This window comes from Leuconostoc garlicum (assembly GCF_001998805.1).
Lineage (GTDB): Bacteria > Bacillota > Bacilli > Lactobacillales > Lactobacillaceae > Leuconostoc > Leuconostoc lactis.
The window spans coordinates 1,281,183-1,302,927 of sequence record NZ_CP016329.1; the positions used below are offsets into that span (position 1 = coordinate 1,281,183).

The following is a 21,745-nucleotide window of genomic DNA, read 5'->3' on the forward strand; positions in this document are numbered from 1 at the left end:
TGGCTGTAAAACGACAAGTAAAAAAGCTGAAGTAGTCATGGCTACTTCAGCTTTTTAATTAATGGCGGCTCATGTATGTTTGTCGTTGACACATGTGATAAAGGCCATAGCCGGCTAATAAACTGATAAATGGCGTGTATTGAATCATGTATTTTGTCCCACCAGATTCAAAAATCAATAAGAACAGGAGACCGCCAAGTAAGGTAAGTGAAATCAAGGTCGTTTTAGCGTTTGTTTGATAAAACCAGGTCGTATAAATCATAGCAACTAAAATGAGTAACCAAACCAGTTGCATGATAAATTGGTAATTCGCATGCCAAGTGACGCGATCGCCAACTTGAATGTTATGTTGATAAATGACATCTTGTAACTTTTGACTGGCGGTATTTTTTTGTTTGAGTGTTCGGACGGTTGACCACAACTGCTCGCGGTGGGCCCCCATGATACCAGTATCGACATTATCACTATATTTCATGAGATAGAATTTCAACGAACCGCCCAGTCCGCGTTCTTGCGTACGAGCAATCAGGCGCTGTAATTCTGGCTTTTTGCGCGCGTCTTTATTGGGATAAGCAATGGCGAATCCGTAGTCTGCGTCATTAAATGTGCCGTGCACCGTGTTTTTATCCTCAGGATTACCGTAACTACCGAGCAAAATATAATGGACGGCAGGGAACCCTTTTGTCGGATCAATGGTAACGATTTGTTGTTTCGCCACGTAACTATTAAACGATACGACAGTCATGGCAAAAAACAAGCCACCAGTCAGCCCTAATAGTACTATTTTTTTAAGCGATTGCGTACGACGCAAATACTTTGGTGAGATGATCAAAAAAACAACCAAGGCGATGACAAAGATAATGGCGCTAGGGCGCAATAAGTAGAGCAATCCCAGGGCGATACCAGCTACCGTGAGGTACAGAAATCCCCATTTGTTGGTTTTAAACCCTTTGAGTAGGCAAAGGAGTGCCAAACTGGTAAATAAGAGGCCGTAGTTATCCGTGTAAGGGAGGATAAAGATAGGTTGAGCCATGACAAAGTAGGCAAAAATTAAAGTCGCACTATTGGCAATCGCGCGTGAGTTAAAATATGTTTTAGCAAATAAGCGAAAGAGTAGGACTGAGACATCAATGATGACAAGCGTCGCTAATTTAAATGCCCATAATTGGGTCCCAATCACTTTTGACATGACGAAACTCATGAAAAAATACATGGTATTGTTGGGATTAATGGATAAATAGTGGGCAATGGTTTGTGGCGTTTCTAAACCACCTAAAATCACTTGCGCATCTGAACCAACGTCAGTTTGCAACGTCATGAGTAATGCGACTTGCCAGCTTACCAGTAGACAAAATGCTAGCCAGAATAAGCTATTGTGATGGGATTTAAACCACCGCCAAATAATGGCGATTGGCCGTTGTAGGGGTAAAAGTGTCCCAACATAACTCAGCAATAGCACCACAAAAAGGCCGATAATCAACCGATTACCCAGTTGCCAGGGTGATAGTGTACTGGATTGCAATGATAAGAAGAGTGCCAGCAGTAACAAGATTAAAGTGGCGGTGTTAATCATGCGATAAAACACGCGTTGCATAACTGAAAGTTCCTCCAAAAGTTCCGATGAATTTAAACACAGATAGCACTATCATAACAAATATAATGATGTTTTGCAGATAAACTTGTGATTGGTATCGTGATGGAAACTAACGGCTTGGTGAAGTGGTGCTTTTCTGATGTTCGTCAAGTATAGCCAACCAGCGCATGTCCGCCCAAGCTAAGATTGTTTGTGCAATTCGGAGATGTTGTGTGGTGTAACCGGTAATGGGGCCCTGGATGAGTGGGGGCAAGACAAGATCCCCAGCTAAATTATAGGTGGCGGTGTTGCTTTGTGCGGTAACTGATAGCTGTTTTTCGATGGCTAACTGTGCCAGTGCCATCATATCAGACAGGTTCATTTGCGCGTGACGTTGCCGAGCAGCGACGACTGCTGCTGTTTCGGCTTCGCGCTGCCGGGCTGCTGTGTGATCAGAGAGATAAAAGCCACCCCATTTTTTCATGCCTTGGTCATGATAAAGCTGACCAAAAACTTGCAATGGCCAGCTTGGCTCATAATTTGGGTATTGTTCAGTCATTTACTTGCCCGCCTTGATGTCCACCGACTAAATTGGCGCGATTGATGGCTGTTGCTGCTGCATCAAGTGATGCGCCATACACGAGCTTAGTCAGACCAAAACGTTGTCGAATCTGATCGATTGCCTGGTCGAGTTGCTGTTGTTTGGCGAGTGTGGCTGGGGTGTTAAACAAATCCAACTGCGTCACAGTATCTGATGATAGCTCGCCAAAGTAAACAGCCAATTGCTGGGCAACACCGCTTTGCCAATGTTGGGTCAATAAGGCGGCTGCGTGTCGTTGTAAAATTTGAGTGACATTAGTCGGGGTCGCTAACCGTTGTGTCTGCTGCCACTGCTGACGCGTTGTGAAGCTGTTAATCTGAATACTGATGGTGCCCGCCAGCAAATGCTGTTGACGTAAACGGGTAGCAACTTGCGCCACAATTTCTTGCAAAACGATGCGGATATCGTTGATATCAGTATAGGGGCGTGGCAGAATTTGAGAATTGCCTAGACTTTGAGACGCGGGGACCACTTTTTCGCGAATGAGCGTCCGGTCGACGCCCCAAGCTAAGGCGTATAAGCGTAGCCCATTTTGTGGGCCAAAAACTTTCCTTAAACGAAATGGGTTCGCATGTGCTAAGTCAGCCATGCTATAAATGCCCATTTGATTGAGTTTGTGAGCGGTGCGATGACCAATTGACCAGATACGATCTAGTTGATTGATTGGCCACAATTTTTCTGGCACGGTTTCAAAATGAAGATCGCCAATAAATGAGGAATCGTGCTTGGCATACAAATCTAACGCAATTTTTGCCAAAGTGGGGTTATCCCCGATGCCAACAGTAGTGTATAAGCCGGTTTGGGCATGGACGTCAAGCTGAATTTTACGGGCGACTGCTTGTGGTGTTGACCCAAAAAATTCCCATGTATCCGTCATATCTAAGAGACTTTCATCAATGGAATAAGGGTGCCAATCCTGGTCGGCAACATATTGACGATAAATCTTGTTAATTGCTAGATTGATGTCAATATAGTGGTTCATGCGTGGTGGGACTTGAATAAGATCAGGTAATCCTTGTAAGTCTTTCAGACGGCTGACATTATGTTTTAAGCCATGTCGCTTTTTAGCCATTGGGGATGTTGCCAGCACTAAGCCACCACCGCCAACATTAGGGCCTTTTGATACCACGACTAACGGCACTTTCATTGGGTGCAAACCACGGGCCACGGCTTCGACAGAAGCATAAAAAGATTTGGTGTCAATCACGAATACCACACGTTTTGTTTCAAAGCGATAGTCATAGTCATTCATGTCAAAGCCTCCAAAAATACTAACGATCTCATTATACGAACAAATGTTCTATTTGTCTAGTCGTGCGTGTTGGGTTTGGGTCATGGATAATCACATTAATTCGTGGTCAAGGGCTTTTAAATTTGCTATTCGCCGTGATACGTGTTAAGGTTAATGAGCAATAAAGTTTTTGATTTTGATTTCTCTTTTTTGAAGGACATTCAGTACCAATGATTTAAAATTACAAATAAAGATTGGTGAATGCACCAAAGGAGAAACATATAATGGAAACAGGCACAGTAAAATGGTTTAATGGCGACAAGGGTTTTGGATTTATCACACGTGAAAACGGTGATGATGTCTTCGCACATTTCTCAGCTATTCAAAGCGATGGTTTCAAAACACTTGATGAAGGTCAATCAGTGACTTTCGATGTTGAAACGTCAGATCGTGGTTTGCAAGCTGCAAACATCGTTAAAGCTTAATATCAATAATCACGCTCACCTTACTAAGGTGGGCTTTTTTATTTATAGTGCTTAGTATTTTTCTTTGATAAAGGTTTGACAATTTAAGTGTTGATATGATAAATTATTGTAGTAACGCATCATGCGTTGGCCCAACATGTGGTTGTACCTTACTTTAGTATATTTTTTCTGTATGATAAAAACCCATATATTAACATAACATGTTGGGCATTCTTAGTCCGAAGACCACGGTTTACTTTTAAGGTAAACCGTGGTTTTTTTATGAATTTTTTTAAATCCAATTCAGATTTTGATGTACATCTTGCTATCAGTGATATAATCGACTTGTAAGTAAAAAGTTAGGGAAAGTCAGAACTATCGCGTGAAAGCGTTGCAACTCAAGACATTGTGTAATGAAGGTATGAACAAGTTTTGTAAAAATAAATACCCAGCTGTTGGCACCAATTGGTCATAATCATAAATAAAATAGAATGGGTGGTAAAGATCGTATGAAAGAAGCAAAAAATGTCATTGTCGGTTTTGGTAAGGCCGGCAAAACGCTCGCTTTTAAGTTAGCGGCAAAAGGGGAATCTGTTATTTTACTTGAAAAGTCGGATCAAATGTATGGTGGCACTTGCATTAATGTCGGCTGCATCCCGTCAAAGTTTTTGTATACTTTGTCGCGTAGTGCAACGGATCGTTCGGACTATCAGCGTGCTGTCTTAAAGAAAGATGCGACAATTGGTAAATTACGTCAAGCAAACTATCGTAAGGTGGCAGATTTACCAACGGCAACAGTTATTACTGGCGCAGCCCAGTTTGTTGATAATCATACGTTAACAATCCAAATGAAGGATGGCACAACAGAGACCGTTAAGGGCGAACGCATCTTTATCAACACCGGTGCTAAGCCAGTTTGGCCAGGTATTATTGGGCTAAAGGATAGTGCGTTTGTTTATACAACAGACACTTTGATGGCTAAATAAACGTTGCCGGAACACCTAGTCATTATTGGTGGCGGTTATATTGCCGTTGAATTCGCTACGACTTATGCGCGATTTGGCGCTAAGGTGACGCTTTTGGTGCGTGACGATCGCTTGTTGCCACAGGTTGAATCAGAAGCTGTAACGGCCGTGACTGAATCTTTGACTGATTTAGGTGTCGAGATTCGTTATCAAACACAAGTGGTTGAAATGACTGATGAGGGTGATCACACTGTTTTGTCGCTTGAAGCTAATGATGAACCTGTTGCACCGTTGACAGCTGATGCTGTTTTAATTGCCACTGGTCGTCGACCAAATATTGCTAATCTTGGTTTGGAAAATACTGATATTGCTGTTGAGAATGGTGCCGTGGTCGTAGACGATCACCTACGTACTACAGTTGACAATGTGTGGGCAGTTGGTGATGTGCGTGGGGGTGCCCAGTTTACGTACATCTCACTCGATGATTCACGAATTGTCTGGCAACAATTATTCGGTGATGGGAAAGCCACATTGGCACAGCAAGATTTGGTGCCGCACGTGTTGTTCACCAATCCACCATTGGCAACAATTGGCTTGACGGAAGCGCAAGCCGAAGCTAAAAATGTCGCCTATCGGGTCGCTAAGTTACCGGTTGCGAGCCTGCCAAAAACCCATATTGAAGGCAATACCCGTGGTTATCTCAAGGTTTTGGTTGGAGAAGACGACCTGATTTTGGGGGCGACTTTCTTTGCAGTCGAAGCACAAGAATTGATTAACGTGATTTCTTTGGCTATGCATCACAAGTTGCCATACCAAGCATTGCGTGATCAAATTTATTCACACCCATCAATGATGGAAGGGTTCAATGATCTTTTTGGTTTGATTCAATAACACATAACGCGTTGATACTAGTTGTGCTAGTATCGACGCGTTTTTTAGTATACTGAACCGCGATTAGCAGCGGGTGGGTTGAAACATTACAAAACATAAAGTGTAATATAACGCGCAGTGATGTGTTAGAATAGACGTTCAAGAATACGGTAAGTAGAAGGAGTCATCACATGAAAGTATTTGTTGCTGGTGCAACCGGTCGGGTAGCAACGGTTTTATTGCAGTCGTTAGTCGCACAAGGGCATGAAGTCGTTGCCGGTTCACGGTCACCAGAAAAAATTATGGTATCTGACCATATTACGCCCGTTAAATTGGATTTACATGACACGGTCACGCACTTGGCGCAGACGGTTAAAGACGTTGCGGCGATTTATTTTGTGGCTGGTTCCCGCAGTCAAGACTTGCTACAGACAGATGCTTTTGGAGCGGTCAAAATGATGCAAGTGGCCGAAATGAACCATATTCAACGTTTCATTATGCTCAGTTCCGCTTTTTCACTCACACCTGAAAAATGGGATAATCCGGCCTTAGCAGGGTTATTAGACTACAATATCGCAAAATTTTTCGCTGACAACTATTTAGTGAATCAAACACAACTCGATTATACAATTTTGCAAGCAACAGCCTTGGTGGCGGGTGAGGGCAGCCATCATATTGCGTTAAACGATGCTAGTGGATCAAAAAATACAATTCAAAACGTTGGCGAAACCCTTGCTTCGTTGCTCAATCATGATAATACCATTAAGCAAGTGATTCAGATGAGTGATGGGCCAGTTGCAATTGACACGGCACTGGCCGCAATTTAAACCTTTAATTAGTGTTGTTGATCAGATTGGCAGTTGATTTTGGCGAGTGGTAATTTTCACAGTGCTTAAATCCAGTAGGTTTTCTGATTTCAGTTATACTGTAGGCATGACTAAAGTATTGTTGGCTTTAGTCAGCACGTATGCCATAGGAGGCGGAAAAATGACAACATATGATTATGATGTTTTGTATATTGGCAGCGGTCATGGGACTTTTGATGGCGCCATTCCACTTGGTGCCAAATGCGTCAAGGTTGGTGTGATTGAACAAGACTTGATCGGCGGCACTTGTCCAAATCGTGGTTGTAACGCCAAAATTGTGTTGGATTCACCAGTCGCCTTGCAACGACACCTAGCTGATGTTCATGGCGTGATGCCAGGTGAGGTCACCATTGATTGGGCTGCTAACCAAGCACATAAACAGACAGTGATTGCTGGTTTACCAGCATTTATTCAAGGTTTGCTTGATGACAATTCGGTCGATGTGCTCTTTGGCCGTGGTCAGTTAGTTGATGCTCACACGGTATTAGTGGCTGGTCAGCCTAAAACTGCTGACAAAATTGTGATTGCAACCGGATTACGACCCAATCGACTCGATATTCCCGGTTCGGCGTTCGCGCATGATTCCGAAGATTTTATGAACTTAAGCGCCATGCCAAAGCGTTTAACGATTATTGGAGCTGGTTATATCGCCATGGAGTTTGCCACAATGGCGAACGCTGCTGGTTCAGAAGTCACGGTTTTGATGCGGGGCGCACAAGCTTTGCGTGCCTATCATCAACCTTTTGTAGAACAGATTATAACTGATTTGAGTCAACGTGGGGTAACCTTCATACGAGAAACAACGGTGACGGCAATCCAACAGGTTGCGGATCACTTTGTTGTTGTGGGTGACAACGATCTTACCCTGACCAGTGACTGGGTGTTGGATGCAACGGGGCGTGTGCCTAATATCGCAGCACTTGGTTTAGATGAAGTTGGTATTGCTTATACGGATAAAGGCATTGTCGTCAACCGTTATTTGCAGACAACCGTGCCAAATATTTATGCTGCTGGGGATGTGATTGATAAGGGACAACCTAAGTTAACACCAACCGCTATTTTTGAATCACGATACTTAATGCACACATTTTCAGGTGAAACGGTAGCGCCAATTAAGTACCCCGTGATACCATCTGTGGTCTTTACGTCACCACGTTTGGCGCAAGCAGGGATAAGTGTTGCTGAGGCCAAACAGCATCCTGATGACTATACAATTGTGGCACACCACACGCCAGATGATTGGTATCGGCAAGTTGATCAGGAGACAATTGGCGACAATATCTTAATTTTTAACCAGGTACATCAATTGGTTGGGGCTACTGAAGTGTCACCTCAGGCAGAAAACGCAATCAATGCGTTGTTGCCAGCAATTGAATTTGGCTCTGAGCCTGCTGAAATTGAACGTCTTATCTATTTGTTCCCAACAATTGCGGCATCGGCATGGGGACAACTGTAAGGGATGAACATCTTGGCATACCGTATGACATTCAAGTTTTTTATGACAGATTACTTGCGTAAAGAAAAACCCAAAGTGCCATCACTTTGGGTTTTCTTGTTGATTGAGTTTTTCAAGCTCTGCCAGGATTTTGCGTTGTAAGGCAATTGTTTCCTCGTTTTGCTTTTGCAGATGTAGGGCATCGGCATGCGCTTGATTGTAGCCCCATTTATTGACGGGATCGACAATCAATGTTTCATTAATAAAGCGAATCGTGAAGAATACAATCGTTGCAATTAAGACTGTGGTTAATAGGCTACTAGCAAATTCAGATAATGGCTGTGTAATCCGATTATAGTAAAGCGTGTGCTGCGTAGAAAAGAGCCAGAGTCTTGTAAAATCAAAGAGACCAAACACTAAGTTGACCAATGCCTTAATGGTAGAGCCAAAGCTGTTACCAACAACCACTGAAATCACAAAGGTAATCAAGTTGGGCGCAAACAAAAATTGCTTAAATTGACCCAATCTTTCAGTGGACTTGGATAGCATATGATTTGTTTGTTGTTGAATAAATTTTCTTGGATTTTTCATGGGTGACGTATGATTCCTAACAAATGTAGTAAAAATAAGTATAACAAATCTCACCGTGACATGCCAAATTTTCTCAATACCGTGACCACGGGATCAAAATATAACGATAAATAGATGTAATGATACTTGCCGTAATGCCTTGCAATTTGTTTGAATCCGCGTAGACTTGAACTAAGTGCTTTAAAAAAGTAAGGAGAATATCATGTTATACATCGTGGGGTTATTGTTAGGGGGCGTGGCTTTAGCCAACCAATCGCCAATTAATGCGCGCTTGGGTGCGGCGTTAAAATCACCATTCCGTTCAAGTTTGGTGTCGTTTACCGTAGGGTTCGTCTTCTTGGTGGCCGTTTTTCTTGTGAGTGGTCAGCATGTGACACTGACAGGGCAACATCCTTGGTGGATTTGGACGCCTGGTATCTTTGGCGTTGTTTATTTAACGTCGAATATTTTGCTCTTTCCAAAAATTGGTGCGATTCAGGCGATTGTTTTCCCGATTGTTGGCCAAGTGCTAATGGGGTTGATGATTGACACGTTCGGTTGGTTTGCAGCCAAACAATTGCCCATGACACTGACAAAAGCTGGCGGAACGGCATTATTATTGTTTGGCGTGTATATTGCGGTCGTTTGGGCCAATCGACGCGAATTAGATCGTGAAAATGCGATTGATAAGTCTGAAGAATCGGCACTCGAATTAAACGCTTGGCGAGTCTGGGGTGTCATTGCTGGTGCTGTATCGTCAGCACAACAGGCCATTGCCGGAAAATTAGCAGTGGCCTTAGGTTCTGCAATTGGGGCCGCCATTGTGTCGTTTGGTGTTGGCATGTTAATTATTTTCCTTGTCGTGCTGTTGCGTGATAAGCGACTAATGCCAACCAAACCTGTACCAAGCCAACCTAAATGGGTATATATTGGGGGAATCCTTGGCAGTATATTTGTTGTCGCCATGGCCGTGAGTGTGCCAGTGCTGGGTGCTGGTTTTGCGGTGATGATTGGCTTAATCGGGGCACTTGCCGGTTCAATGGCTGTGTCACATTTTGGTTGGTGGCAATCACCACGGCAGGCTGTGTCTTGGTTGAAGGTCATTGGGATCATTGTCATGGCCGTCGGTGTGGCTTTCATTAAGCTGGGCTAATTGGCTGTGTCACAACTTGTGTCGCAGCACGCGTATCGGTAACAGATACACGTGCTTTTTATTGGATTGTGACGCTAACATGTGGCGATCACTTGTTATCAATAAACCAACAAGTTGTGCTATAATACTTGTACAGAATAAACCAACAGGTAATAGAAAAGGACACCGATTATGAAATACGCCATTACTGCTGCAACAGGCCACTTCGGCCAACTCGCTTATCACTATTTGCGAGAATTAGTGGATGAAAAAGATATTGTACTTATTGTACGTAATCAAGAGAAAGCCAAGGCATTGTTTGGGTCGGCAGACATCCGTGAAGCGGATTATGATGATGTTGAAGCTTTGACACGGGCATTTGCTGGTGTTGATCGGGTCTTGTTCATTTCATCGCAACCTGGTGGTCCAGTTCCACGCGCAACGCAACATCAAAACGTGATTGATGCCATGGTAGCCAATCATGTCTCATTTGTGGCTTATACAAGTTTCATCCAAGCTGACAAGTCAGTGAGTGCATTAGCGCAAGATCATTTAGCCACTGAAAAAGCCTTGGAAAAGGCTGATATTTCAGCTGCAATTTTAAGAAATAACTGGTATCTTGAAAATGAAATGGGATTCATCACAACTGGTGCTAGTCGACAAGTGACAGCTTACTGGGCACCAGGCCGTGCAGGCTGGGCGTTGGAACGTGAATATGCTGAAGCCGCGGTTAAAGTATTGGTAAGTGATGCACCAAAAGCGGTCTATGAATTCTCTGGCGTGTTAGCGGATTATGCAACGCTTGGTCAAGCTTTAATTGAAGCAACTGAACAAGCTATTCAAGTGGATCAAGTGACGCAAGACGAATATGTTGCCATTCTAGAAAAGAACGACTTGCCACATGATTTGGCCGTGCTCTTTGCTTCATTCCAAAGTCCCATTGCCGAAGGATCGCTTGATGTGGCTTCAGATGATTTAGCAACTGTTTTGGGTCGCGACTTAACGCCATTGCCCGCTGCTTTGAAGGAAATTTTGTCACGTCAAGCTTAACGCATTGCCAGTAAACAATCATTGGTAAATATCAAAGATCACAGGGAGGGCATACGCCTAATATGCGTTTTTCTTATAAATTAAGCGATGCCATACACATTTTAGCTTATATTCATATTAATCAAACCAACGACTTATCAAGTAAAGCGATAGCCGGTAGTATTGGCGCGAATGCCAGTGTGGTGCGGAGTTTAATGCTGGATTTGCGGGCAGCAGGGTTACTCACGACCCGCCAAGGGGTGGCGTTACCAGCGTTAGCACGCGAACCAGCAACCATTAGTTTGTATGATGTCTATCAGGCGATTAATATGACGCATCAATTGTTGCATATTGATCCCAAAACCAATCCGGATTGTTTTGTTGGTAGTCGTATTCAAGATACGTTGAATCATTTTTATACTGAAATTGAAGTAGCTGCTTTTCAAAAAATGCAGGCGATTTCGCTAGCTGATGTGATTCATGACCTTGTTACAAACGAACAGAAATAAAGTTAAAAGCACCCATAAATTTGGGTGCTTTTTAATGTATACTGATTAAAGAGCTATTGACGTTAACACGAATATTGTCGTCGTCAATAACCGCATTTTGTATGATTTAAATGAATGAAGGACAATACTTGGCGCTGTTCAAGTGATGGTGAACGAATTTGATGGCAACAAATATGACGAATCCAAGCTATAGCGAAGCCGACATTATCAATGTCGCGACCGATGCTGGCCGCTTGTTACTCCTTGGTGGGGCAGAATCCTTTCGGATTGAAGAAACAGTTGAACATATTGGGCAATCACTCGGCCTGCCATTGACTTGTTACGTGACGTTAACCGCTGTAATCGTTTCAGCAAACAATGGGGTACAAACGAAATTGGTTAAGGCACGTATTTCCGGTTTTAATTTACGAACGGTTGACCACGTGAACACGCTATCGCGTAGTTTGGTGGCTGGACAAATCACGCCAGAGGAATTTTACGCCGGTATCAAAACATTAAAGCAGCAGGTAGTGGATTTCCCACTAGCTTTAAAGGTATTTAGTGCAGGGCTGGTCGGGATGGCGCCGTCTTTGATTGCAAAAGGGACACCGCTTGACTATGTGATCATGTTTTTTGCCGGTGTCATTGGTTATCTGGCGTATATCCTAACGGACAAAAAGTCTAAAACGCCTTATGCGCCTGAATTTATTGGTGGCTTAGCAATTGGCTTGTTTGTCTTAATGTGCCATGATTTATTCCCACAAATCTCGACTTTGTCGGCAATTCTTGGTGCGGTGATGCCACTGGTACCTGGTCTGGCCATGACCAATGCGATTCGCGAAATCATTATGGGGGACGTACTGTCGGGCTTGGTGCGGTCGATTACCGCTTTGCTGGTCGTTTCCTCGCTTGTTGCTGGTGTATGGATCGCATTTGAACTAGTAAGATTTGTTTGAGGTAATAACTTGTGACGGATTTGATTTTAAGTACTTTTTTGGCCTTGTTGTCGAGTGTCGGGTTTTCAATTATTGCTAATGTGCCAAAACGCGCCTTACTTGGGGCTGGTATTACCGGCGTCTGTTCTTGGATGGTCTATTATGTGTTAGATAGTGTGCATCATAGCATTGTGCTGCCCAATTTTATGGCATCGTTGGTGGTGGGGATGCTAGGTTTTTTCCTAGCACGCCGTTTTCGTGTGCCTGTCACCATGATTTATGTCGGCGCGTTGATTTCACTTGTGCCAGGGGGCATGGCTTTTAGTACCTTGCAAAAACTTTCTGAAAATAATTTAACAGCCGTGCTGAAAGGGTTATTTAATACTGGTAGTGTCGCGATGTCTTTGGCTTTAGGGATTGGTGTTGCTAATATATTTAATGGCTGGTTGTATCAGAAAAAAATGTGGTTACGTAAATAATTGACAACTGAATTCGTTATATTATATACTGAAGTTGTTATATTAATCTCATTTGTTCAAAATTAAACACTCCTTGCGGGAGTAGCGGCGCACGTGCGTGGGAAACTGACTTACCAAATCACCTGATTTGGCGGCCAACCTTAAACAGCAAGACGCAAAGAATTTTTTCTCTTAAAGGAGTGTGTTATTTTATGAGCACCAAATCAAATGAAGCTGATGACGTTCCGTTATTGAATTCATCAGATTTCTACCAACAGTCGTGGACAGAGACCGTGGATACATTGCAAGGCAATTTTCCTGACGGTCTCGATTCACAACAAGCCGCAGCGAGACTTGAAAAGTTTGGCTACAACGAAGTTAATAGCAAGAAAACGCCAAAATGGCAAATATTCTTGCGTCAATTTAACAATGTCATTGTTTACATCTTGCTCGTAGCTGTCGCATTGACGTTACTCATGCGCCACTATTCAGATGCCATCGTTATTGGTCTTGTGGTGATTATTAATGCCTTGATTGGCTATATGCAAGAAGTGAATGCTAGCAATGCGTTAGATAAAATCAAAAGCATGCTATCTGTTGAGGCGACCGTCATTCGTGATGGGGAACGTTTTGATATCCCATCGCGCGAATTGGTACCAGGTGATCTTGTCTACTTAGAGGCCGGTGACAACGTCCCAGCCGATTTACGGATCATTGATTCAGATAATTTACGCATTCAAGAATCCTCTTTGACAGGTGAAGCTGATTCAGTCTTAAAAGATAATATGCTGCTGGTAGGTCAAATACCGCTTGCTGAGCGTAGTAATATGGCTTATGCATCAACGGCTGTGACGAACGGTAGTGCCACCGGTATTGTTGTGGCCACCGGTGTGCATACGCAAATTGGTCAAATTTCTCAAAGTGTTGCGGATGTTTCGGCACAAAAAACACCATTAATCCGTGAATTAGATAGTTTGGGTCGTGGTATTTCTTGGCTCATTATTGTCATTGCGGTTGTGATGTTTGGGCTTGGTTGGTTCTTGCAAATTTATTCATTGCCAACGCTTGTGATGGCCATTATTGCGATGATTGTTGGGTCAATGCCTGAAGGGTTGCCTGCCGCAACATCAATCATTTTAGCTACTGGGGTTAAAAAGTTAACGAAAAAACATGCCATTGTTAAAACGTTACCTGCTGCTGAAACATTGGGAGCAGTGGACATTATTGCCTCAGATAAAACGGGTACCTTAACCAAAAATGAAATGACGGTCCAAGATATTGTGATCGGTCAGCATCATTATCACGTCACCGGTACGGGCTATGCACCGGACGGGGATATCTTACTAGATGATGTCATTGTTGATGCTGCAAAGGACCCAGCCCTTGAAATGTTTTTGACAATGGGGCATCAAGCCAACGATACATTCTTAACCAATGAAGATGGCACGTGGGAAATTAATGGTGAACCAACGGATGCAGCTTTCTTATCGGCTTACTATAAGGCCTTTGGCCTCAAGAAGCCAAAGTTAATCGAACTAGATCGCATTCCGTTTGATTCGGATTACCGTTATATGGCACGTTTAGTTCAAACCCAAAAGCAATCACGCTTTGTGGCGATTAAGGGCGCACCTGATAAGCTCTTTAATTTAGCCAAAAATGATCCAAATTTTGATTTGAACTATTGGGCAACCTTAGCCTCTAGTTTTGCAAAATCAGGTAAGCGTGTGATTGCGGTGGGGTACATCGACGTTGCACCTGATGTGACTGAAGTGACCCACGAGCTATTGAAAAAGCTTGGGATTACCTTCTTGGGCTTGGCGGCAATCATTGATCCACCACGTCCTGAGGTGATTAAAGCCATCGCGGATATGCGTAGTGCAGGCATTCGCGTGAAAATGATCACGGGTGATAGCCCTGATACTGCCAAAGCAATTGGGCAACAATTGGGCTTGGCGGACAATATTCAAGCGATTACTGGTTCAGAAATTGAACAATTATCCGATGACGAACTCACTAAGGCTGTCCCGCAATATGATGTCTTTGCCCGTACAACACCAAAAGACAAACTTCGGATTATTACAGCTTATCAAGCCAATGGGTTAGTGACTGCCATGACTGGTGACGGTGTGAACGATGCGCCGGCTTTGAAAAAGGCTGATATTGGGATTGCCATGGGTATCAAGGGAACAGACGTTGCCAAAGATTCCGCAGATATGGTTTTGGCTAATGATGACTTTTCAACGATTAAAGTTGCGATTGCACAAGGTCGTCGTTTGTATGATAATATTCGCAAAACAATTTTGTACTTATTGCCAACCAGTTTCGCCGAAGGGCTTATTGTGGTCTTTAGTATTTTGTTGCAGCAGCCGATGCCACTAACAGCCACACAGTTGCTTTGGATCAACATGGTGTCAGCGTTGACGCTACAATTGGCGTTTATTTTCGAGCCGATGGAACCTGGCTTGATGTCACAGCCACCACGTAAAACATCGGCTAAGTTGATGAGTCGCTATGATGTTTTCCAGATGGTTTATGTCAGTGTGATTATCGCTGCTGTCGCTTTGGGAATCTTTGAGTACTTAGATGAAATCACTGGTTTTGCTGTGGCAAGTACGACCGCAGTTAACGTGATTATCTTTGGTAAAATTTTCTATCTCTTTAATATTCGAACAGCTGCACCAGCATTAAGTGCGTCATTCTGGACAAATCCAATGGCTTTCGTTGCCATTGGGGCGATGATTATTTTGCAACTTTTGTTCACGTATGTACCATTTATGCAAGGTGTCTTCACGACTGCAGGGCTATCATGGACGGATTGGCTTGTGGTCTTGGCAACTGGCTTCATTGTCTTGCTCGTGACCGAGTTAGACAAGTACCGCCGTCTTGCAAAACAAAAGCGTCGTACTGCTTAATCATTTGAAAAGCTACCCATATCGGGTAGCTTTTTTTGATGTTTTGAACTTGTGATTTTGCGTTAGTTTGTTTAGGGGTTAAACAACTTTAAAAATAGTTAGTTGCTTTGTTTGCAGCCTTCCCATTGAATATTCGTGGTTTGGGTAATTCGTTTGGTGCGGTGATTAACTGGACAGCTAATTTCGGTGTGTCTCAATCATTTCCAATGTTACTCATTGCCTTCACACCCGCACACGTTGTGAATGCTGAAGGCCAAGGGATTGCGAAGCTGTTTATCATTTATGGTGTGATGTGTTTTGCTGCGATTTGGTTTATTCACAAATATACAATTGAAACCCGTAATCGATCATTGGAATCAATTGAAGCTGAATTACGGTCACGTGCGCATGCAAAGGGCTATACCGCAGATGAAAAGGTAATTAAAGCCTGAGTTATATTAAATTTTAGTGTCTATAAATCACCGGCATAGGGTGGCAGGGTACGTTAAACCAGCGCTATGCCGGTGTTTTTTTGTGCGAATCGCTCACAGACACATAACTGTAATTTTTTTGACCACAAGACGCAACATAGTTTCTTATGTTTTTCTTAACAATATTAACGAATATGTTATAATTTAATAGTCAATTTGTTTGAAAGAGAGAAAATGCATGAAAAAATCTGTGTTAGTCGGTGCAGTTGCGGCATCTATGGTTGGTGTCCAAGCATCAACCGCTTCTGCCAGCACAACTTATCGTGTCAAACCAGGGGATACGCTGTATGACATTGGCTTACAACATAATTTAAGTGTGAGCCAACTCAAGGCATTGAATCGCTTGAATTCAGATATCATTCATCCTGGTGATGTGTTAGTGTTGGATGCAGAAGACGCTAACAAACCGGCAACGCCAGCGACTACTGCGGCAACTTATACCGTGAAGTCAGGTGATACGTTATCGCGGATTGCAGCGCAATTTAAGATGAGTGTGGCAGAAATTGCCGCATTGAATCAAATTTCAAATGTTAACGCGATTAATGTTGGTCAAGTGTTAAAGGTCAATGGCACAACAACTAATACCAATACGAATACCAATCAGACGAACACTTCAAAGCCAGCGGCATCTAATGCTGCTAGCTATACCGTGAAGTCTGGGGATACGCTCTCAAAGATTGCTGCTTTGCACCAAATGTCGCTCTCACAGTTGGTTGCGTTAAACGGCATCACAAACCCAAACTTAATTCAGGTGGGGCAAGTGCTCAAGGTAACAGGTGCAACTAACAACGCGCAACCGTCTGCACCTGCAGCGCCAACACAGCAACCAGCAGCACCGGCGGCACCCGCAACTAATACTGCGACAACTTATATGGTTAAAGCCGGTGATACACTATCAAGAATCGCGGCTCAGTTTAAGATGAATTTGGCTCAAATCGCTGCGTTGAATCAAATTTCAAATTTGAATGCAATCCGCGTGGGACAAGTTTTGAAGGTATCTAACGCCGCCGGTTCAAATAATACGCAAAATACAACCCAGCCTTCTGCAGGGGTACCAACGAATACGGCGTCAAGCACAACAGGTTATACTGTTAAGTCTGGGGATACGTTGTCAGCAATCGCTGCGGCAAACGGTGTTTCATTGGCGAACTTGCTCAGCTGGAACAACTTGTCATTGCAAGCCATTATCTATCCTGGACAAAAGTTAACGATTCAAAACGCTAACAATGCCACGGTCACAACGCCAAACGCACCGACAAGTACGCCAACGGTTATGCCATCAACGAACGGTAGTTACACGGTGAAGTCAGGCGATACATTGTATGGTATTGCAGCAAAGCTAGGGACGAACGTGCAAACGTTGCTATCTTTGAATGGTTTGCAATTGTCAAGCACCATTTATGTGGGGCAAGTTTTGAAAACAACAGGCGCACCAGTTGCTGGTGCTGGAACTGCCACATCAACACCAACACCAGTAACACCAACAGTCTCAAAACCGGCTGCAGCAAACGGTGTGTCAACAGCTGGCTTAAGTGCTGCGCAAGCCGCATGGTTGCGGACAGCGGTTGTTGATGCGCAAGCGGCAACAGCAGGGACGGGCGTTTTGGCATCCGTAACGGTTGCTCAAGCGATTCTTGAAAGCGGTTGGGGACAATCAGCGTTGGCTTCAGCACCATACCATAACTTGTTTGGGATCAAAAAAGGCTATGGTTGGGCTGGTGCTGTGGTGAACATGAACACGTCAGAATTTGAAAACGGTAAGTGGGTAACGGTCGTGGCACCATTCCGCGCTTATGGGTCACAAATGGCATCGTTCCAAGATCACACTAATTTCTTGCTGGCTAACAGCCGTTACGCAGCCAATGGCGTCATTAATGCACCAAATTACATCGCAATGGCCACTGGTTTGCAAGCTGCTGGCTATGCTACTGCGCCAACGTACGCAAGTGCGTTGATTAATTTGGTTGAACGCTATAATTTACAGTCATTGGACTAACACGATAAATCTCATGTCAAAAAGCTATCTTAACGATAGCTTTTTTATTTGTGCTTATTAAGGATTAAAAATTAAATTTGTCATATATATTTATATTTAGTTAATTTGTTTGACGAGTTAAAACCGGCCTGCTAAACTTAAAGCATAATCTAAATGTAACCGCTTACACTTAGGGAAAATTAAGAAAATATAGGTGGGAAGATGGCAAAACTGTCAGATACTTTAAACAACAAGGTGATTCCGGTTGTGATGAGGTTTGTGAATACACGCCCGATCACAGCGATGAAAAACGGTATGTTATATCCAATTCCGTTTATCATTGTTGGGGCAATTTTTCTGATCTTGGGACAATTCCCATATCAACCCGTCGCAGCCTATTTCACGAAAATTGGCATTGATGATTGGTTCATGCAAGCGTACAACGGCTCGTTTGCGATCATGGCGCTGTTTGCAGTCTTTGGGATTACGTACTCATGGGTGCATGACTCAGGGTATGATGGGGTTCCAGCTGGATTGTTAGCGATTGTCACGGATATTATCTTGCAACCCAATCATGTCACAACGGTTGCCAATGTCTTAGATAAGACGAAGACATCCACTAATTGGATGGCAGAAAATGCCATTGATAAAGCTTGGCTTGGTGGTAAAGGCATGATCTTAGCCATTATTATCGGGATGTTGGTTGGTTGGATTTATACCTGGTTCATGAAGAAGGGTATTACGATCAAACTACCAGAACAAGTGCCAAGTAACGTAGCGGCTTCATTTACAGCATTGGTGCCGGCCGCTGCCATTATCACTGGTGCGACCATTGTGTACGGATTGTTCCAGAAGCTAGGGAACACCACATTTGCAGAATGGATTTACCGCATTATCCAAACACCGCTGCAACACGCATCAGATGGCCCATTCGGGGTATTGTTAATTACCTTAGTGCCGGTATTCCTTTGGTTCTTCGGGGTCCATGGTTCAACAATTGTTTCCGGCATTATGCAACCTTTGTTGATTAGTAACAACGCGGACAACTTGACGTTGTATCAAGCTGGAAAATTGTCATTAGACAACGGCGCACATATTGTGACCCAATCATTCTTCGAACAGTTTATCACAGTCACTGGTGCTGGGGTTACAATTGGCTTGGTGGTGTATATGATCATTGGCGCAAAGTCAGTGCAGATGAAAACATTGGCTAAATTAGAAATTGGGCCAGGACTCTTCAACATTAACGAACCTGTTTTGTTCGGGATTCCACTGGTGTTGAACCCTGTGATGGTTGTGCCATTCATCTTAGCACCCGTCGTGACTGGTTTCAGCACGTATTATGCGATTAAATTTGGCATTATCCCACCATTAAACGGGGTGTATGTACCTTGGACAACACCACCAGTTATTTCTGGCTTCATCGTCGGTGGTTGGAAAGTGATGCTTTGGCAAATCTTCATGTTGGCGATCACGATCCCAATTTATTGGCCATTTGCACAAAAGTACGACAAAATTTTGGTGGCCCAAGAAAAGGCAGTTTAAATTTTAATCAGTTAGAACAAGTTATTTAGGATAAAATGTAAGCGATTACATTAGGGAACAAAGAAAGTGTAGGGAATTACGATGGCAACAAAGACAATTATGTTAGCATGTGCAGCGGGGATGTCAACCTCAATGCTCGTTTCAAAGATGCAAAGTGCAGCATCGGCACAAGGGAAAGATTATGACATTTTTGCCACCTCAACATCTGATGTTGACAATGCCTTAGCACAACGCCATCCAGATGTGTTATTACTCGGACCACAGGTGGCTTACTTAAAGAATGAGGTTAAAGCAAAGACCGATGCAGCCGGTGTCCCAATGGATATCATCAATATGATGGATTACGGGATGATGAAGGGCGACAATGTTTTGGCAACTGCGGAAAAGATCATGGGTTAAGCGATATGAATGATGAACGAATGGTAGTCATTATGGGCTTAATTTTGAATGGTGGCGATGCGAAATCACACGCGTTTCAAGCCATTCAATTGGCTAAGACTGGGGACTTTGCAGGTGCACGTACTGAAATACAGGCAGCCGATGAAGCGCTTAAAACAGCACATGATATCCAAACAGATATGCTGACGAAAGCAGCACAAGGGGAATACATTGAAGTCGATTTGTATATGTTGCATGCGCAAGATCACTTAATGAATGGGATTACCTTCCGAGATTTAGCAGTTGAAATTATTGCGCTTTACGAACGCCAAGCAGGCTAAGGAGAAAAATACACATGTCAAAAGAAACGTATCAATTGAATCAAGACTTTTTATGGGGTGGCGCGATTGCCGCACATCAGGCTGAAGGCGCATGGCAAGCTGGCGGCAAAGGCGTTAGTATCGCTGACGTGTTGACCGCTGGTGCGCATAATTTACCACGCCAGATTACCGATGGTGTCGTTGAAGGGTTGAATTACCCTAACCATCACGGGATTGAATTTTACGATACGTACAAAGAAGATTTAGCCCTCATGGCAGAAATGGGATTTAAAGCCTTTCGAACGTCGATTGCCTGGACGCGAATTTTCCCCAATGGGGATGATGCCGAACCAAACGAAGCGGGTTTGGCTTTCTATGATGACCTATTTGACGAAATGCATAAACACGGCATTGAACCAGTGATTACGTTACAGCATTTTGAAATGCCTTATCACTTAGTTGAAGCTTATGGTGGCTGGTCAAATCGTCAAGTTATTGATTTGTTTGTCAGATATGCGGAAGTGGTGTTTAAGCGCTACCGTGACAAGGTGACCTACTGGATGACACACAATGAAATTTCCAACCAAACGGCTATTTCAGATGATCCAATCTATCAATTCTTAGTTTGGACAAATTCAGGTATTCGCTTTGATGAACAAGCGACATTGAAACATAAGCAAGAAGCGATGGTGCAAGCCGGACACTACGAGTTAGTGGCTTCTGCACGGGCGGTCAAGATTGGGCATGAGATTAATCCAGACTTCGTGATTGGTGGTATGGCCAATGTGGCACCATTCTATCCTGCCACACCAAGTCCAGCAGATATGTTGGCTTGGCAAAAGGCACGTCAGGCCCGTGATTGGATGATGGATGTGCATGTGCGCGGTGAATACCCAAGTGATATGGAAAAATTCTTTGAACGTTCAGGTTTCCGACCAGATATTACTGACCAAGACCGTGAAGACCTGAAGGCAGGGGTGGTTGATTATATGGCCATTTCCTACTACAACTCGACAACGGTCCGCGCCGTGTCGGATAAAGATGCCGAAATGGAAGACTTCGGTAACTTTGAAATCGTCAAGAACGATTACATTAAAACGAATGATTGGGATTGGGGAATTGACCCAAAAGGCTTACGTTTCACCTTGAATGAAATGAACGAATTGTATCCTGGATTAAAGATCATGATCGTTGAAAACGGGATTGGGGCTTATGATACAATCGAAGCCGATGGGACAATTCACGACCCTTATCGTGTTGACTATCTCCGTGAGCACATTCGTGAAATGGAAAAGGCAGTTGTGCTGGATGGCGTTGACGTGATTGGTTTCTTATCATGGGGACCAATTGATATTGTGTCAGCTGGTACTGGAGAAATGAAGAAGCGTTATGGCTACATTTATGTCGATCTCGACGATATGGGCGAGGGTTCAGGACAACGACTCAAAAAAGATAGCTTTTATTGGTATCGCGAAGTCATTGCGAGTGGTGGTCAAACACTAGACTAAACAACATCTGTGATGACAAA

At 43.5% G+C, this 21,745-nt stretch carries 18 protein-coding genes and 2 pseudogenes; 16 read left to right on the forward strand and 4 right to left on the reverse strand.

Features of this window, described 5'->3' with window-relative positions; translation table 11 throughout:
* Positions 1 to 58: 58 nt before the first annotated feature.
* The 3 genes from A9176_RS06505 to A9176_RS06515 all read right to left on the reverse strand — a co-directional run bounded on the left by A9176_RS06505 (position 59) and on the right by A9176_RS06515 (position 3,426).
* Positions 59 to 1,594, reverse strand: coding sequence for a glycosyltransferase family 39 protein (locus A9176_RS06505; protein ID WP_077282726.1), 1,536 nt, complete (start codon positions 1,592 to 1,594; stop codon positions 59 to 61).
* A gap of 109 nt (positions 1,595 to 1,703) precedes the next feature.
* Entirely contained in the window at positions 1,704 to 2,132 is a 429-nt protein-coding gene (locus tag A9176_RS06510; RefSeq protein ID WP_077282728.1) for a hypothetical protein, read from the reverse strand.
* Positions 2,125 to 3,426 carry a Y-family DNA polymerase gene (locus tag A9176_RS06515; protein WP_077282730.1) on the reverse strand — a complete coding sequence of 434 codons (1,302 nt, stop codon included), beginning with the start codon at positions 3,424 to 3,426 and terminating at the stop codon, positions 2,125 to 2,127. Before A9176_RS06515 ends, A9176_RS06510 begins: the two co-directional genes overlap by 8 nt.
* A 263-nt stretch (positions 3,427 to 3,689) precedes the next feature.
* Between A9176_RS06515 and A9176_RS06520 the strand changes: the two genes are divergently transcribed.
* From A9176_RS06520 to A9176_RS06535, 4 genes and pseudogenes are all read left to right on the forward strand, one after another.
* The gene (locus A9176_RS06520) at positions 3,690 to 3,890 is read left to right on the forward strand and encodes a cold-shock protein (RefSeq protein WP_048701613.1); all 201 of its coding nucleotides are present in this window, start codon (positions 3,690 to 3,692) and stop codon (positions 3,888 to 3,890) included.
* Between the two features lie 488 nt (positions 3,891 to 4,378).
* A pseudogene (locus A9176_RS06525) lies at positions 4,379 to 5,725 on the forward strand (FAD-dependent oxidoreductase).
* Between the two features lie 170 nt (positions 5,726 to 5,895).
* Positions 5,896 to 6,531 carry an NAD(P)H-binding protein gene (locus A9176_RS06530; protein WP_077282732.1) on the forward strand — a complete coding sequence of 212 codons (636 nt, stop codon included), beginning with the start codon at positions 5,896 to 5,898 and terminating at the stop codon, positions 6,529 to 6,531.
* A gap of 160 nt (positions 6,532 to 6,691) precedes the next feature.
* Entirely contained in the window at positions 6,692 to 8,026 is a 1,335-nt protein-coding gene (locus tag A9176_RS06535) for a dihydrolipoyl dehydrogenase family protein (protein ID WP_077282734.1), read from the forward strand.
* 81 nt (positions 8,027 to 8,107) lie between these two features.
* Here A9176_RS06535 and A9176_RS06540 read toward each other — a convergent pair whose 3' ends face one another.
* Positions 8,108 to 8,596, reverse strand: coding sequence for an MscL family protein (locus tag A9176_RS06540; RefSeq protein WP_029509390.1), 489 nt, complete (start codon positions 8,594 to 8,596; stop codon positions 8,108 to 8,110).
* Between the two features lie 202 nt (positions 8,597 to 8,798).
* Here A9176_RS06540 and A9176_RS06545 point away from each other — a divergent pair, with 202 nt between their 5' ends.
* From A9176_RS06545 to A9176_RS06600, 12 genes and pseudogenes are all read left to right on the forward strand, one after another.
* Positions 8,799 to 9,728 (forward strand): DMT family transporter, encoded by a 930-nt coding sequence (locus tag A9176_RS06545; RefSeq protein WP_077282736.1) that lies wholly within the window; start codon positions 8,799 to 8,801, stop codon positions 9,726 to 9,728.
* Between the two features lie 171 nt (positions 9,729 to 9,899).
* Positions 9,900 to 10,757, forward strand: a complete 858-nt coding sequence (locus A9176_RS06550; RefSeq protein ID WP_029509392.1) for an NAD(P)H-binding protein — start codon at positions 9,900 to 9,902, stop codon at positions 10,755 to 10,757.
* Between the two features lie 62 nt (positions 10,758 to 10,819).
* Positions 10,820 to 11,245 carry an Rrf2 family transcriptional regulator gene (locus A9176_RS06555; RefSeq protein ID WP_077282738.1) on the forward strand — a complete coding sequence of 142 codons (426 nt, stop codon included), beginning with the start codon at positions 10,820 to 10,822 and terminating at the stop codon, positions 11,243 to 11,245.
* Positions 11,246 to 11,406: 161 nt separating this feature from the next.
* Positions 11,407 to 12,180, forward strand: a complete 774-nt coding sequence (locus tag A9176_RS06560; protein ID WP_077282741.1) for a threonine/serine ThrE exporter family protein — start codon at positions 11,407 to 11,409, stop codon at positions 12,178 to 12,180.
* A gap of 11 nt (positions 12,181 to 12,191) precedes the next feature.
* The gene (locus A9176_RS06565; RefSeq protein ID WP_077282744.1) at positions 12,192 to 12,638 is read left to right on the forward strand and encodes a threonine/serine exporter family protein; all 447 of its coding nucleotides are present in this window, start codon (positions 12,192 to 12,194) and stop codon (positions 12,636 to 12,638) included.
* 191 nt (positions 12,639 to 12,829) lie between these two features.
* Positions 12,830 to 15,529, forward strand: coding sequence for an HAD-IC family P-type ATPase (locus A9176_RS06570; RefSeq protein WP_077282746.1), 2,700 nt, complete (start codon positions 12,830 to 12,832; stop codon positions 15,527 to 15,529).
* Positions 15,530 to 15,630: 101 nt separating this feature from the next.
* A pseudogene (locus A9176_RS06575) lies at positions 15,631 to 15,960 on the forward strand (MFS transporter); the annotation flags it as partial.
* A gap of 217 nt (positions 15,961 to 16,177) precedes the next feature.
* A complete protein-coding gene (locus A9176_RS06580) occupies positions 16,178 to 17,995 on the forward strand; it encodes a LysM peptidoglycan-binding domain-containing protein (RefSeq protein ID WP_077282748.1) in 1,818 nt (605 codons plus the stop codon).
* A 210-nt stretch (positions 17,996 to 18,205) separates the two neighbouring features.
* Positions 18,206 to 19,519: a PTS sugar transporter subunit IIC gene (locus A9176_RS06585; RefSeq protein WP_029509399.1), complete on the forward strand. Its 1,314-nt coding sequence runs from the start codon at positions 18,206 to 18,208 to the stop codon at positions 19,517 to 19,519.
* Between the two features lie 81 nt (positions 19,520 to 19,600).
* Entirely contained in the window at positions 19,601 to 19,918 is a 318-nt protein-coding gene (locus tag A9176_RS06590; RefSeq protein WP_029509400.1) for a PTS sugar transporter subunit IIB, read from the forward strand.
* A gap of 5 nt (positions 19,919 to 19,923) precedes the next feature.
* Positions 19,924 to 20,238 carry a PTS lactose/cellobiose transporter subunit IIA gene (locus A9176_RS06595; protein ID WP_077282750.1) on the forward strand — a complete coding sequence of 105 codons (315 nt, stop codon included), beginning with the start codon at positions 19,924 to 19,926 and terminating at the stop codon, positions 20,236 to 20,238.
* A 14-nt stretch (positions 20,239 to 20,252) separates the two neighbouring features.
* A complete protein-coding gene (locus tag A9176_RS06600) occupies positions 20,253 to 21,725 on the forward strand; it encodes a 6-phospho-beta-glucosidase (protein WP_077282752.1) in 1,473 nt (490 codons plus the stop codon).
* Positions 21,726 to 21,745 lie beyond the last annotated feature (20 nt).

Coding starts and splice junctions, on each gene's coding strand:
- A9176_RS06580 (WP_077282748.1), top strand. CDS start 16,178: ATGAAAAAATCTGTGTTAGTCGGTGCAGTTGCGGCATCTATGGTTGGT.
- A9176_RS06510 (WP_077282728.1), bottom strand. CDS start 2,132: ATGACTGAACAATACCCAAATTATGAGCCAAGCTGGCCATTGCAAGTT.
- A9176_RS06550 (WP_029509392.1), top strand. CDS start 9,900: ATGAAATACGCCATTACTGCTGCAACAGGCCACTTCGGCCAACTCGCT.
- A9176_RS06505 (WP_077282726.1), bottom strand. CDS start 1,594: ATGCAACGCGTGTTTTATCGCATGATTAACACCGCCACTTTAATCTTG.
- A9176_RS06600 (WP_077282752.1), top strand. CDS start 20,253: ATGTCAAAAGAAACGTATCAATTGAATCAAGACTTTTTATGGGGTGGC.
- A9176_RS06590 (WP_029509400.1), top strand. CDS start 19,601: ATGGCAACAAAGACAATTATGTTAGCATGTGCAGCGGGGATGTCAACC.
- A9176_RS06545 (WP_077282736.1), top strand. CDS start 8,799: ATGTTATACATCGTGGGGTTATTGTTAGGGGGCGTGGCTTTAGCCAAC.
- A9176_RS06560 (WP_077282741.1), top strand. CDS start 11,407: ATGGCAACAAATATGACGAATCCAAGCTATAGCGAAGCCGACATTATC.
- A9176_RS06520 (WP_048701613.1), top strand. CDS start 3,690: ATGGAAACAGGCACAGTAAAATGGTTTAATGGCGACAAGGGTTTTGGA.
- A9176_RS06540 (WP_029509390.1), bottom strand. CDS start 8,596: ATGAAAAATCCAAGAAAATTTATTCAACAACAAACAAATCATATGCTA.
- A9176_RS06570 (WP_077282746.1), top strand. CDS start 12,830: ATGAGCACCAAATCAAATGAAGCTGATGACGTTCCGTTATTGAATTCA.
- A9176_RS06555 (WP_077282738.1), top strand. CDS start 10,820: ATGCGTTTTTCTTATAAATTAAGCGATGCCATACACATTTTAGCTTAT.
- A9176_RS06535 (WP_077282734.1), top strand. CDS start 6,692: ATGACAACATATGATTATGATGTTTTGTATATTGGCAGCGGTCATGGG.
- A9176_RS06515 (WP_077282730.1), bottom strand. CDS start 3,426: ATGAATGACTATGACTATCGCTTTGAAACAAAACGTGTGGTATTCGTG.
- A9176_RS06530 (WP_077282732.1), top strand. CDS start 5,896: ATGAAAGTATTTGTTGCTGGTGCAACCGGTCGGGTAGCAACGGTTTTA.
- A9176_RS06595 (WP_077282750.1), top strand. CDS start 19,924: ATGAATGATGAACGAATGGTAGTCATTATGGGCTTAATTTTGAATGGT.